General features: G+C 65.5%; 10 protein-coding genes and 1 other RNA gene. 7 read left to right on the top strand and 4 right to left on the bottom strand.

What is annotated here, in order from left to right:
• Window positions 1–286: 286 nt before the first annotated feature.
• Window positions 287–658, bottom strand: a transfer-messenger RNA (tmRNA) gene (ssrA, locus tag ABI214_RS22150).
• Window positions 659–875: 217 nt separating this feature from the next.
• On the opposite strand from ssrA, the gene ABI214_RS22145 reads away from it, so the two are divergent.
• Window positions 876–2,084, top strand: a complete 1,209-nt coding sequence (locus tag ABI214_RS22145; RefSeq protein ID WP_408586282.1) for a lipase family protein — start codon at window positions 876–878, stop codon at window positions 2,082–2,084.
• 146 nt (window positions 2,085–2,230) lie between these two features.
• A complete protein-coding gene (locus tag ABI214_RS22140) occupies window positions 2,231–4,303 on the top strand; it encodes a peptidase (RefSeq protein ID WP_348604605.1) in 2,073 nt (690 codons plus the stop codon).
• Window positions 4,304–4,525: 222 nt separating this feature from the next.
• Here ABI214_RS22140 and ABI214_RS22135 read toward each other — a convergent pair whose 3' ends face one another.
• On the bottom strand, window positions 4,526–5,122 hold the full coding sequence (locus tag ABI214_RS22135) for a TetR/AcrR family transcriptional regulator (RefSeq protein WP_348604604.1): 597 nt from the start codon (window positions 5,120–5,122) through the stop codon (window positions 4,526–4,528).
• Between the two features lie 150 nt (window positions 5,123–5,272).
• Here ABI214_RS22135 and ABI214_RS22130 point away from each other — a divergent pair, with 150 nt between their 5' ends.
• The 5 genes from ABI214_RS22130 to ABI214_RS22110 all read left to right on the top strand — a co-directional run bounded on the left by ABI214_RS22130 (window position 5,273) and on the right by ABI214_RS22110 (window position 12,371).
• A complete protein-coding gene (locus ABI214_RS22130) occupies window positions 5,273–6,421 on the top strand; it encodes an acyl-CoA dehydrogenase family protein (RefSeq protein ID WP_348604603.1) in 1,149 nt (382 codons plus the stop codon).
• 55 nt (window positions 6,422–6,476) lie between these two features.
• On the top strand, window positions 6,477–8,414 hold the full coding sequence (locus ABI214_RS22125; protein ID WP_348604602.1) for an AMP-binding protein: 1,938 nt from the start codon (window positions 6,477–6,479) through the stop codon (window positions 8,412–8,414).
• Between the two features lie 57 nt (window positions 8,415–8,471).
• The gene (locus ABI214_RS22120; protein ID WP_348611913.1) at window positions 8,472–8,951 is read left to right on the top strand and encodes a MaoC family dehydratase; all 480 of its coding nucleotides are present in this window, start codon (window positions 8,472–8,474) and stop codon (window positions 8,949–8,951) included.
• Window positions 8,948–10,477, top strand: a complete 1,530-nt coding sequence (locus tag ABI214_RS22115) for an acyl-CoA carboxylase subunit beta (protein ID WP_348604601.1) — start codon at window positions 8,948–8,950, stop codon at window positions 10,475–10,477. Before ABI214_RS22120 ends, ABI214_RS22115 begins: the two co-directional genes overlap by 4 nt.
• A gap of 88 nt (window positions 10,478–10,565) precedes the next feature.
• Window positions 10,566–12,371, top strand: coding sequence for an acetyl/propionyl/methylcrotonyl-CoA carboxylase subunit alpha (locus ABI214_RS22110; protein ID WP_348604600.1), 1,806 nt, complete (start codon window positions 10,566–10,568; stop codon window positions 12,369–12,371).
• Between the two features lie 59 nt (window positions 12,372–12,430).
• Here ABI214_RS22110 and ABI214_RS22105 read toward each other — a convergent pair whose 3' ends face one another.
• On the bottom strand, window positions 12,431–13,300 hold the full coding sequence (locus tag ABI214_RS22105; RefSeq protein WP_348611911.1) for a DMT family transporter: 870 nt from the start codon (window positions 13,298–13,300) through the stop codon (window positions 12,431–12,433).
• A complete protein-coding gene (gene smpB, locus ABI214_RS22100) occupies window positions 13,297–13,770 on the bottom strand; it encodes an SsrA-binding protein SmpB (RefSeq protein WP_348604599.1) in 474 nt (157 codons plus the stop codon). The genes ABI214_RS22105 and smpB overlap by 4 nt, the downstream gene beginning before the upstream one ends.
• Window positions 13,771–13,777: the final 7 nt, after the last annotated feature.

Below are 13,777 nucleotides of genomic sequence, written 5' to 3'. Positions count from 1 at the left end.
CCGTCCGCCTGAGAGCTCGTCGAGGTCCCCCGCTCGTCGCTCGTTAGTGGTGTCTTGCACATCCGTCATCGCAGCATCCCTCCCTGTGACGACCCGCCCCCTTGTCGGGACGCGCCGCAACCCCATGCACAACCGACAGATCCGGCAGTTTCCCCCCACCGGATTCGAACGCGAACGATCATGGCACGCGCGGCGGCGCCGCAACGCCGATCACGCGGATTCCGATCCCCGGACAGCAAAAAGGGCCTGATCCGAGAGTGTCGAAACACTCTCCGATCAGGCCCCTTGGTGGAGCTGCCGGGAATCGAACCCGGGTCCTCCGCCGCTTTGCCAGGGCTTCTCCGTGTGCAGTTCGCTATGTCTCTACTTGGATCTCCCGGTCTCGCGAACAAGCCGTGATGACGATCCCAGTCGCTGTTGGTTGTCCCGACCCACTCCGCGACCGAGTGGAACGGTAGAGCCCTCTAGCTGATGCCAGGATCCGGGTCGAGGGCGAACCCGGGCTGACAGACACGCAGTCGCTACTTAGGCAGCGAGGGCGTAGTCGCGCTGATTGGAATCGGCGCTTATTGGTTTGCAGCGACGCTTACGGTGGTCTCTTGCCTGCACCGACACGCTTCCCCTGACTCAACGTACGCAGTCGAAACCGTTCAGCCCCGTACGTCCCCACGTCTCTCGTGGGGCTACCTACTGTAACCCGCGAACACGTTCGAATCATCCCGATTATTCGCGTCGACCCGTACCGCGACCGCGCCGGCCCGCCAGTGGGCCGTCTATCTGCGCATTTCCCATCTACCGAACGTTCCATTAGGGTCCTGCCGCGAGACTCACAATTCGGTGACCTTCATCACTCCGATCCCTGGGGGGGAACGCGTATGACGTCGCTGGCGCGTCGATTCACGACCATGGCCGCGCTGGCCGTCGCCACCGTGCTGGCCGGAACAGTTGCAGCGCCCGCGGCGGCGACAGCGTCACCCGCGTATCCGACGCCGTTACCGGACCTGTTCTATGCCGCGCCGCCGGACATCACGTCGAAGGCACCCGGCGACGTGCTCGCGGTCCGTCGCGCCGACACGTGGCTGGCGCCGGGGAACGAGGTGTGGCAGATCAAGTACCGGTCCACCAATTCTGCCGGTGACCCGATCCCGGCGGTCACGACGGTCATCAAGCCGGTGGGCGCGCCGTCCGACATGCCGGTCCTGTCGTACCAGGCGATCGTCAATTCGCTCGGCATGCGATGCGCCCCGTCCGCGGCCCTGTTCACCGGCGAGATCAAGGACGTCTTCGGGCTGCCGCTCGCACTCGCGCAAGGATGGGCGGTCGCGATCCCGGACCACCTCGGCCCCAACAGCGCGTACGGCGCGGCGAAGCTGGGCGGGATGATCACGCTCGACGGCGTCCGCGCCGTCAAGCGCCTACCCGAACTGCGACTGTCGGGCAGCCCCGTCGCGCTGGCCGGATACTCGGGCGGCGGCATGGCCACCGCGTGGGCGGCGGCCCTCAATCCCACGTACGCGCCCGATGTGAAGCTCGCCGGTGTCGCGCAGGGCGGCGTCCCGGCCGACATCGAGGAGATGGCCGTCGGGCTCGGGCTCGCGGATCGGCATCCCGGTTTCGGTCTCGGGTTCGCGGCGGCGATGGGACTCGAGCGCGAGTACCCCGATCGACTCCCGGTGGGCTCGCAGCTCCGCCCGGCCGGCCTGGCGCTGCGCGAGGAGCTCAAGGACGAGTGCCGGACCATGATCATCGCGAAGGGCCTGGTGCACAGCGTCACCGAGGTCGCCGCCTCCACGAGCCTGCTGCAGGACGCCGGCATCCGCGCCGTGATGCGCGAGAACAGCCTGGTCGACTTCCCCGGCGTCCCGACCGCGCCGGTCTTCATGTGGCAGGGCACCACCGACGAGCTGACGCCGTACCAATCGGTCGCGGCCACCGCCGACCGGTACTGCAAGGCCGGCGCCACCCTCATGTTCCGCGGCTACCCCGTTGCCGAGCACATGACGAACGCGGTGGTGGGCCTGCCCGAAGCCTTCCTGTACCTGAAGGATCGGTTCGCCGGGTTGCCCGCGCCGACCAACTGCTGACCCCACGACCAGCGTTTACGTCAGCGCGACGATCGTATATGTCCACACTTCGGGACTCGTGCGTGAAAATACCTGGACGGGCGTCCAAATTGTCCTAGCCTGCTGCCAGACAATGACGTTTGGGCTCCCTCAGGAGATGGTCGCCGATGAGCCGTGTATCCGGATCCGTTCGACGACGGGCAATGGCGCTGTTCGGCGCCACACTGACCCTCGCCGTCGCCGTGACCGCCAGTGCGGTGTCGGCACCCCTTTCCCCGGACCCCACCGATCCGGGGCCACCCGCCGATCCCGTCTACGGTCTCGCCGGCGGCTGCTACACGCTGACCTCCGACGTCGCACCGGGGTCCGTCACTCGTGACGGCGACGGCTTCCGCACCGGAGGGGACGCCGCGGCGGCCACCCGGTTCCGGATGCAGGCGGCACAACTCGGCCGATTCCTCCTGTACGGCAACGACTCCGCGTTGATCGCCGGCGAGTCGGGCAAGGTGACCGCGTCACCGCAGGCGACACCCGCGACCGACTGGATGCTGACGTTCACCGACGGCGTCTACACGGCGACCGGCACCGTGACCGGCAAGCAGTTGAGCGTGAACCGTTCCGACGGGCGTCTCACGGTCACCGATCCGGGTGCCGATCCCGAGGCCGGACGGTTCCGGCTGACCGCCGCCGACGGCTGCGCCGACTTCCCGGAGGCGGAGGTGAACGCCACCGGCACACCAGTCGGGGCGGCGCCGTCCGGCGAGGTGCGGGGTTTCATCGACGCGCACGTCCACATGAACGCCAACGAGTTCATCGGCGGCGAGATCCGCTGCGGCAAGCCGTACTCCCCGCTCGGGGTCACCGACGCACTGCAGGACTGCCCGGACCACAAGCCCGACGGCATGCCCGCGCTGCTCGAAAACGTCCTCTCGCACGGCAACCCGTTCGAGACGCACGACACGACGATGTGGCCCAGCTTCGCCGACGTGCCGGCGTACGACTCGATGACCCACGAGCAGACGTACTACCGCTGGGTCGAGCGGGCGTGGCGCGGCGGGCTGCGCATCTTCACCAACCTGCTGGTGTCCAACCGCGTGCTGTGCGAGCTGTATCCGCTGCGCAGCAACCCGTGCGACGAGACCGAGACCATCCGGATCGAGGCCCGGCAGGCGCACGAGATCCAGGACTACGTCGACGCGCAGTACGGCGGACCGGGCCGCGGCTGGTTCCGGATCGTCGATTCCCCCGCGGACGCGCGGCGGGTGGCGGCGTCGGGCAAGCTCGCGGTGACGCTCGGTGTGGAGATCTCCGAGCCGTTCGGCTGCGGCGTGCGGAACGGCGTGCCCCAATGCACCGAGCAGGACATCGACACCGGGCTCGACGAGCTGTACTCGATGGGCGTGCGGCAGGTGATCCTGACGCACAAGTTCGACAACGCCCTCGGCGGCGTCCGCTTCGACCAGGGCCTCACCGGGACCGCCGTCAACGTCGGCAACTTCCTGGGCACCGGCGAGTTCTGGAAGGTCGAGCCCTGCACCGGCGTCGCCGCCGACAACCCGATCGGCAATGTCGACGAGGGGACCGCGGAAGTGACGAAGTCGCTGCCGCCGGGTGTCACGCTCCCGGTCTACCCGCCGGGCGACGTGTGCAACGCCCGCGACCTGACCCCGCTCGGTGCGCACGCGGTCCGCGGGCTGATGCAGCGCGGGATGATCATCGACATCGACCACATGGGCGTCAAGACCGCCGACTCGGCGCTGAAGATCCTCGAGGACGCGCACTACTCGGGTGTCGTGTCGAGTCACAGCTGGACCGACCCGTCGAATTACGCGCGCATCTACAAGCTCGGCGGCTTCGTCGCGTCGTACGCCGGTCCGCCGGAGACCCTCCTCACCGAGTGGCGCGACGCCCGTGCCGAGCGTGACGGGCGGTTCTACTTCGGCTACGGATACGGCGCCGATACCAACGGCTTCGGTTCCCAGCCGGCGCCGCCCAAGGACGGCGGGCACCTGGTCGACTACCCGTACACGACGTTCGACGGCGGCACCGTGATGGACCAGCAGCGCGCCGGCACCCGGGTGTTCGACTTCAACACCGACGGCCTGGCGCAGTACGGAATGATCCCGGACTGGATCGAGGGCATGCGCAAGTTCGCCGGTGACGACGGGCAGCAGTTCATGGACGACATGTCCCGTGGCGCGGAGGCGTACCTGCAGATGTGGGAGCGGGTCGCGAAATAGGGCGGCGGTGGCCGCCGCATCTTCCCCTTACGTGGCGGCCACCGCGATCATCGCAACCGGCGCGAGCGCCAACAGCATTCCGGCTTGCGGGATCCGATCACCAACTCGCTGTGTCGATCCCGAGGTCCGTCCACGGCGCACGACAGCGATGTACGACTGACAGCGATCGCGCACTCAGCTAGCCATGCTGATCACGGACGACGCGGCCTCCCACACCGAAGATCATGCCGACAACGGCAGTAGAAGCAGGCTCGCGACGTCCTGACCCAACTGCTCTGGTTCGAGCGGACCCTCTGGGTCGTACCATTTGTAGACCCAGTTGGCTGCGCCGAGACAGGTATTGACGTAGACCGTCTCCGACACCATCAAGGACCGACCTGTGCCATCGAGGTGCTGGCCGACCAACCCCTTCATCACGTCTTCGAACTGCTTGCGCATCTCCATTACGGAATGGAGCAGCTCAGGGGGTAGTTCTTCCTCTTCCTCGAAGAAGACCTTGTGGATCGCCTGGTTCTCACAGGTGTACCGCACCCGGTACGCAATGAGATCGCGTAGAGCATCGAGAGGGTTCGGCACCGTGTCGACGATGCGGCGGGCCGTGGCGAGCGACTCGTTCATGACGTCCTCGTAGAGACGGATGAGGAGCTCTTCCTTGTTCCGGAAGTAGTGGTACAGCGTCGGTTTGGACAGGTCGACGGCGGCGGCTATCTCATTCATGCTGGTGGCACGGTAACCCTGCTTACTGAAGATATCCGCCGCCCCGGCCAGCACTCGCTCACGTTGCGCCGCAGCATGACTGGGCCTTCCTCGGGTCGCCATTCGACGCTTCTCCTCCTCTGGCCCCCGACGTCCCGGTGCCGCAACTCAGCGTATCGGGCGCGCCGATTTCGACGAACACCAATCATCTCTTGACCCTCGACAACTCGACCGGTACTTTCACTTTACCGACCAGTCGGGAAAGTGGGGAAGATGAACTTTTCATTCGAAGACGAGTACCTGGACTTTCAGGGAACGTGCCGAGCCTTCACACAGAAACACGTTCGACCAGTCGTGCTGGAATCCGAAGCCGCCGGGCGTCCACCGAAGACCTTGTGGCTCGAGTTCGGAAAGGCACGACTGCTCGGCCTGATGACCCCGGAAGAACACGGTGGAAGCGGCCGGGACGAGCTGGCCGTGGCAATTCTCGCCGAGGAGCTGAGTCGCGCCAGCGGCGGGATCGCTGTAAGCGCACTGGTCAGCGCGTATATGGCCGGCACGCACATCGTCCACTACGGCACGCCTGACCAGGCCGCGTCCTACAGTCCAGCCATTGCAGCCGGCGAAAAGATCGCCGCGATTGCGGTCACCGAACCAGGCGCCGGGTCCGACGTCGCAGGTATCACCACACGTGCCGTCCGCACGGCGGACGGCTACCGGATCAACGGCCGCAAGATGTTCATCACCAACGCTGGGATCGCGGACGTTTTCATCGTCGCGGCGAAAACCGATCCCGAGGCGGGACACCGAGGCATCACGACATTCCTCGTCGACGCGGGTACGCCGGGGCTCTCGGTAGGGTCCCCTCTGCCCAAGATGGGCTGGCATTCATCAGACACGCGAGAGGTAATGCTCGACGACGTCGAAGTGCCCGACAGCGCGGTACTCGGCGAGATCGGGCGCGGCTTCTATCAGATCATGGGAGCGTTTCAGCTCGAACGAATCTGTCTCGCCGCCATGGGGTTGGGGCATGCGGCCGACAGTCTGCGAAGTGCGACCGACTATGTCTCGAACCGCAGCGTATTCGGAGGGCGTCTCGGAGATCGTCAATCTGTTCGCCACCGCCTCGCGCGAATGCACACCCTGCTCGAGGCTGCTCGACTGCTGACATACAAGGCGGCAGCACAATTGAGGGACGGTGACCCCCAGGCTGCGAACACCGTGGCTATGGCCAAGTACTACGTCGCAGAAACAACGTCCCAGATCGTCGACGACGCGGTCCAACTGCATGGTGGTTCGGGATTCGTCGAGGAGTCCGGGGTTGCTCGCCACTACCGCGACATGCGCATTCTGCGAATTGGCGGCGGTGTCGACGAGGTACAGCTCGACATCATCGCGAAGCAGCTGCTGCCCGGCGCTTGATCCCGCTCCCGATCATTCTCACTCGAATCGGCACCCACAGGGCAAGGAGTCAGCTATGTCGGACAACATCAAGGATCTGATTTCGTCGCCTCTGATCCCACTCGCGCCGGAGTGGCGATCCGACCAATACGAGGCAGAGGCGGACCACGCCCGAGCTCTACACAAGGAAGGCTCCGACCGTTACTGGGATTGGGTGGGCGATCACCTCCGCTGGTTGCAGCGGTACGAGAGCGTCGTCGAAGGCGATCTCGGCGATTTTCGTTATTACGTCGGCGGCCTGATCAATGTCGCCGACAACTGCGTCGATCGGTGGGCCGAGGACCCCGTGACCCGCGACAAGTACGCCGTGGTGTGGGAAGGGGAACCGGGCGACGTACGGAAGGTCACGTACGCCGAACTCGCACATGAGGTCGGTCGCCTCGCCGCCGGCCTCGTCGACCTCGGGGTGGAACGGGGCGACGTCGTCGCCATCTACCTGCCGAACATGGTCGAAGCCTTCGCAGCCATCCACGCGTGCAATCGGATCGGCGCCATCTACACAGTCCTGTTCGCCGGCTTCAGCGAAGAAGCTGCGCGTTCGCGCCTGGAACAGGCAAAGCCCAAGGTCGTGGTAGTGGCTGACGCCAGCTACCGCCGCACCAAACTGGTGCCGCTATTGGAAACGCTGCGCAAGGCTCGAACCACAGTCCCCAGCATCCGCAGCACCATCGTCATCGATCGCACCGGTTCCGGACTGTCACTCGAGGAAAACGAGATCGACTATCACGAACTCGTCGATCAGCAATCCACGCCGGCACCGCTGGCTGCGATGGACGCGAATGATCCGGCCTTCCTGATCTTCACCAGTGGAACTCAGTCGCGACCGAAAGGGCTCGTGCACAGTGTCGGCGGATTCCTCGCGGGAACGTGGGCGAACACGCACTGGCAGGCTGGGCCCGAGGACGGAGATGTCTACTGGGTCGCGGCCGACGTGGGCTGGCTGACATTCCCCATTCAGGCCGTTGTCGGTGGACTCGCCAACGGAATGACGATCGCCTGCTACGAAGGCGCGCTGGACTCCCCTACACCGGAACGGTTCTATGAGTTCTGCGAATCGCACAACGTCACGAAGGTCCTCGCAGCACCGACCGTGCTCCGCATGCTGCGCGGCTTCGGCGACGAACTCACCGTGTGCCATCCATTGCCGAAGCTGAAGCTGGTGACCGCGCAGGGCGAGCTCCTCGACAGCGAAACCTTCAACTGGGCCACCGAGAACCTCGCAGGTGGGGTTCCGGTGATCAACGCCTACGGCCAGACCGAGACCGGATCAACATGGAGCTATCCGATCTACGGCGTCGACGACCTCAAGCCCGGCTCTGCAGGAAGACCCGTTCCAGGTCACCACTGTCGAGTCGTCGACGACAACGGCGTACCCGTCGAGGCAGGAGTCAAAGGCAACCTCGTACTCGCCCATCCGTTTCCCACGCTTGCACGCACAGTCTGGAACGAACACGACCGATACCTCGAGACGTATTTCACCCAGTTCCCGGGCTACTACGCCACGAGCGACGAGGCGGTTGTCGACGACGACGGACACGTGTGGGTGCTCGGGCGAGCAGACGACGTGATCAACATTGCCGCTCACCGTATTTCCACCGCGGAGATCGAGGCAATCGTCAGTTCCCACCCACGTGTCATGGAGGCCGCCGTCGTCGGTGTCCCCGACGACACGAAGGGCACGGTCCCTGCAGCATTCGTGATCTTGCACGACGAAGACCCGGAAGCGGCGGTGCAAGAGATTCGTAACGCCGTTTCCGAGCGGCTCGGAAAGTACGCCGCACTGGGGCATGTCTATCTGATCGCTGCCATGCCCAAGACACGCACCGGCAAGTTGATGCGCAGGCTCCTACGCGATATCGCCACTTATGGTGAGCCGCAGGGAGATACGTCGGCGGTCGAGGATTCTGCGGCCATCGACGTCGTAGCTCGCGCCGTGCGCGCAGGCTCCAACTGACGGCCCAATCGAACAGATCACTTCTCAGGAGCAGACATGACATCCCCGACACGGCCCGTGTCCGGCCGGTGGTTCGAAGATCTCACCCCCGGCACTGTTGTCGACCACGTGACACGGCGAACCGTCACCGAAACGGACAACGTGTTGTTCACCACGATGACCATGAATCCGGCTCCCCTCCACTTGGACGCCGACTACGCCGCCGGCACCGAGTTCGGCCGCCCGCTTATGAACAGCATGTTCACCTCGGCCCTGGTGGTCGGACTGTCGGTTCCCGAGCTGACGCTGGGCACCATCGTGGCCCAGCTCGCGCTGTCCGACGTCGAGTTCCCTGCCCCGGTCTTCGCCGGTGACACGATCCGCGTGGAGACCGAAATCGTGAGTTCACGTCCGTCCCGCTCGCGGCCGGACGCAGGACTCGTGGTGTTCGAGCACCGCGCATTCAACCAAAAGGACGCCCTGGTGTGCCGGGTCCGGAGGACAGGACTGATGCATCGGGCGCCGGACGTCCGGTCCGAGAAGGGCATCGAACCATGAGCACCACTACCGAACTGTCGACGAAATCAGACCTCGGAACGGCGATTGCTGCTGCACTCGACGGCGGTGACACCTCACGCTGGCCGTCCAAAATCCCCGTGCGCGACAGAATCACGCTGCTCCTCGATCCGGGAAGCTGGGTCGAGGACGGCCTCCTCGCCGCCGCCGAGGATGGATTGCCCGCCGATGGCGTACTGACAGGTGTCGGGCGCATCGAGGGCCGCCCAGTGGCCGTGATCGCACACGACTTCGGCGTCAAGGCGGGGTCGTGGGGGGAGCTGACATGCGAGAAGCAGATCAGGATCCTCGAGCGCGCCGACCGGGACCTGCTGCCGGTGATCTACCTGGTTGATTCCGCTGGAGGACGACTCACAGACCAGATCGGGTTCTACTCGGGACGAAGGGGGGCATCACGGATCTTCCAACTCCAGGTTCAGCTCTCCGGTCGTGTCCCCCAGATCTGCTGTCTGCACGGTCCTTCCGCTGCCGGCGGCGCATACATGCCCGCGTTCACCGACTGGGTCGGCATGGTGAACGGCAATGCGTCCATGTACCTTGCCTCTCCGCGTGTGGCAGAGAAGGTCACCGGCGAGCACACCACGTTGGAGGAGATGGGCGGCGCCCGGATGCACGCGACGGTGTCCGGATGCTGCGATGAAGTGTTCGACCATGACTGGCAGGTAATCGCAGCCGCACGGCTGTTGTTGTCCTACCTTCCGGACGATTGGCGTTCGGAGCCCGCACGGAAGCCGTGCGCCGACCCCGAGGTCACCTGTTGGGAACCCGATCTGATTCCGCTCGATCCCAACCAGGCATACGACGTGCGCGACGTGATCTCACGTCTCGTCGATTCCGGAAGCTTCTTCGAGATCAAGTCGGCCTGGGCAACCGAGTTGGTAACCGGTCTCGCCCGACTGGAAGGCCGAACCGTCGGACTGATCGCCAACCAACCGTTGGTGCGCAGCGGCGCAATCTTCGTCGACTCCGCGGACAAAGCTGCACGCTTCATTTCGATGTGCGATGCCTACAACATTCCGCTGATCTTCCTGCACGACGTACCCGGATTCATGGTCGGCGCTGCTATCGAGCGCCAAGGAATCATCCGACATGGAGCCAAGATGGTCACCGCAATGGCCAGCGCCGAGGTTCCCAAGTTCAGCGTCATCCTCCGCAAGGCCTACGCCGCGGGCTTCTACGCGATGTGCGCACCGGGCTTCGAGCCACGAGCCACGATCGCGCTGCCCACAGCGACCATCGGCCCAATGGCACCGGAAGCGTCGGTCAACGCTGTGTACGCGAACAAGATCGCCGAGATCGCGGATCCCCTCGAGCGCGAGGCTTTCATCGAGGCTCGCATTGCCGAGCAGGCCGCTGACCTGAGCCTCGTCCGGATGGGTAGCCACCTCGTGGTCGACTCGGTCGTCGAGCCGGATCAGCTGCGCACCGAACTGGTGAATCGTCTCGCGCACGCAGACGGATGGGAGCGACGCCCCCGTTCGCGCCACCATGCGATCAGCCCCGTCTGAGGCCCCAGACAATCCTGCTGCTCGAAGCTGAGCATTCCTGCGTACAACCCGATTTGTACTGGGCACACCCGAAACCGAAAGGGTAATCGTGTACAAGCCGTTCGACAGTGTGCTCATCGCCAACCGCGGTGAGATCGCGGTCCGCATCATCCGCGCCGCCCACGACGCCGGTCTACGAGCCGTCGCCGTGTACTCCGACACCGACAGAGACCTACCCCATGTGAGACTCGCTGACGAGTCGCACGCGCTGCACGGCGTGACCGCGGCAGATACCTACCTGGACGCCCGGAAAATCCTGGACGTCGCGCTCGCGGCCGGCGCGCAGGCCGTCCACCCCGGCTACGGCTTCCTGTCCGAGAACGCAGATTTCGCCGAAGCTGTGATCGCCGCAGGGCTGGTGTGGATCGGACCTCGACCCGAAACCATCCGCGCTCTCGGGGACAAAGTCACCGCCCGAGCGATCGCGGAAACCGTCGGCGCTCCCTTGGTGCCAGGTACTCGAGATCCGGTGCAGAGTGTCGCCGAGATCCAGTCGTTCGCAACCGAACATGGACTTCCCATCGCAATCAAGGCGGCATTCGGAGGTGGCGGCCGCGGGTTACGCGTGGTGCGCGAATCCCGCTATATCGCCGACGAATTCGAAGCAGCAACACGAGAGGCTGTCGTGGCGTTCGGGCGCGGAGAGTGCTTTGTCGAGAGCTACCTCGACAAACCGCGCCATGTCGAGGCCCAGGTGCTCGCCGACACACATGGGAACGTGGTCGTCGTCGGTACTCGCGACTGCACCCTGCAACGGCGCCACCAAAAGCTGGTGGAGGAAGCGCCCGCCCCCTTCCTCACGTCCGAGCAGGAAGCCGCGATCCGGGAGGGTGCACGCGCAATCTGTTTCAAGAGCGGCTACATCGGTGCCGGGACGGTGGAGTTCCTGGTCGGCTGCGACGGCACCGTGTCCTTCCTCGAAGTCAACACTCGATTGCAGGTGGAACATCCCGTCACCGAGCAGACAACGGGACTCGACCTCGTCCTCGAGCAATTCCGAATCGCACGCGGTGAATCACTCAGCCTGACAGAGGATCCCGAGCCCATCGGCCACGCGTTCGAGTTCCGGATCAACTGTGAGGACCCATTCGGTGGGTTCATCCCCACGCCGGGAACGATCACCAAGTGGGAAGTACCCGAAGGCCCTGGAATCCGGATCGACGCGGGCGTGGAGGCGGGCACCGTTGTCGGTGGCCAGTTCGATTCCATGCTGGCCAAGCTGATCGTCTCGGGTCCTGACCGCGCCACAGCGCTGGCCCGCAGTCGCCGCGCCCTCGCCGAGATGCGGGTCGAAGGCTTGCCCACGGTACTACCCTTCCACCGCACCGTTACTCGAGCGCCCGAATTCACTACCGACAGCGTGGCGTTCGCCGTACACACGACCTGGATCGAGGCCGAAGCCGCCGCATTCCTCGGCCTGGAGGAAGGGTCCGCCGAGGAGATCGCAGGTCATCCATCCGGCTCCACGGCCACCGACCCCAATTCGGTCACGGTTCTGATCGGTGGCCGCGCACACCGGGTGAATCTGCCGGGCCTCGGCATTCTGGGACCCGATGCAGAGGGCATTCGCGCCCAGTCGAAACAAACGACCTCCGCACTTCAGACGCCGAATCACAACGGTGACGACGTGTCGGCACCGATGCAAGGCACCATCACGAAGCTGACGGTCACAGAAGGTCAGCAGGTGCAGGCCGGTGAACTGATCGCGGTGGTCGAAGCAATGAAGATGGAGAACCCGGTCCGTGCTCACAAATCCGGTCGTATCGAGAGCGTCGACGTGACAGTCGGCGACACCCGAGCCGGCGGCGACGTGCTCTGCCGGATTCGCAGTGACGCCGACACGCGTCAAGGTTGAGACGCAGGGCAGGCAGCCGTACCCGGTCACCTGGAGCTACGGCGCCCGCCCCGCTCCCGTCACGTGGCGGCCACCGCGATCATCGCAACCGACGCGAGCGCCAACAGCATTCCGGCCTGCTGGATCCGGCTGACGCGTTCGCCGAGCATCACCATCGCCAGCAGCACCGTCGCGGCCGGATACAGCGAGCCGATGACGCTCACCAGCGACAGCAGACCGCCCTGGAACGCGTACATCATCGCGGCGTTCGCGACCACGTCGAGCACCGCGATGTAGGCAGTCAGGCGCAGCACCTCGCCGTGCGGCGGGCGGAACTGCCGCGACGTCAGCGCGACCGCCCACACGACGACGGTCGCCGTGGCGCGGGCGGCGGCGAGCGGCCACAGCCCGGTGCCGTCGGGAATTTCGTGCAGCCCGACGAACGCGAACGCGAATGCCACGCCGGACCCGACGGTGAGCCACGCGACCGTGCGGGTGAACCGCAACTCTCGGCCCCCGGCCACCTCCCCGGCCACCTCGTCCGGCGACTCCCGGGATACCAGTACGACCGCGACGAGCGCGACGACGATCCCGAGATACGCGACGGCCCCGGGCCGCTCCCCGAGGAGGATGCCGACTATCGCCGGCAGACCCGCGACCAGTACCGCCGTCAGCGGCGAGACGACCGCCATCGGGCCGGACGCGAGCGCCAGGTAGAACCACCACACGGCGAGGCCCGACCCGATGCCGGACGCGGCGCCCCACAGCAGTGCCTCGGTGGTGACCTCGCCGCCGACGAACGGGGCGAGCGCGAGGACCAACAGCAGCGACAGCGGGTAGGAGACGATCACCACCCGCAGGGCAGCGACGCGCCGGGAGGCCACCCCACCGACGAAGTCGCTGACGCCGTAGCCGACTGCGGCCACGAGCGCGAGGAGGACTGGGGTCAGCGCATGCCCTTCACACGGCGTCCGAGTTCGCGGGTGACCTCACGCTCAGCCGTGCGTCGGGCCAGATCCTGTCGCTTGTCGTAGTCCTGCTTGCCCTTCGCGAGAGCGAGTTCGACCTTGACCTTGCCGTCGGAGAAGTACATCGACAGCGGCACGAGCGTCTGGTTGCCCTCGCGGGTCTTGCCGACGAGGTGCTCGATCTCGCGCTTGTGCAGCAGCAGTTTGCGGGTGCGCCGCGGCGCGTGGTTGGTCCACGTGCCCTGCGTGTACTCGGGAATGTGCAGTCCGCGCAGCCACACCTCGCCGTCGTCGACGGTCGCGAACGCGTCGACCAACGACGCCTTGCCCTCGCGCAGGCTCTTCACCTCGGTACCGAGCAGTGCGACGCCGGCCTCGTAGGTGTCGATGATGGTGTAGTTGTGTCGCGCCTTGCGATTGGTCGCGATGACCTTGCGGCCCTTCTCTTTCACGTGCGGG

The sequence above is a fragment of the Prescottella soli genome (genome assembly GCF_040024445.1).
GTDB lineage: Bacteria > Actinomycetota > Actinomycetes > Mycobacteriales > Mycobacteriaceae > Prescottella > Prescottella soli.
Note: the sequence above shows the minus strand (reverse complement) of the source record. Positions and strands in the feature narration are given on the sequence as shown.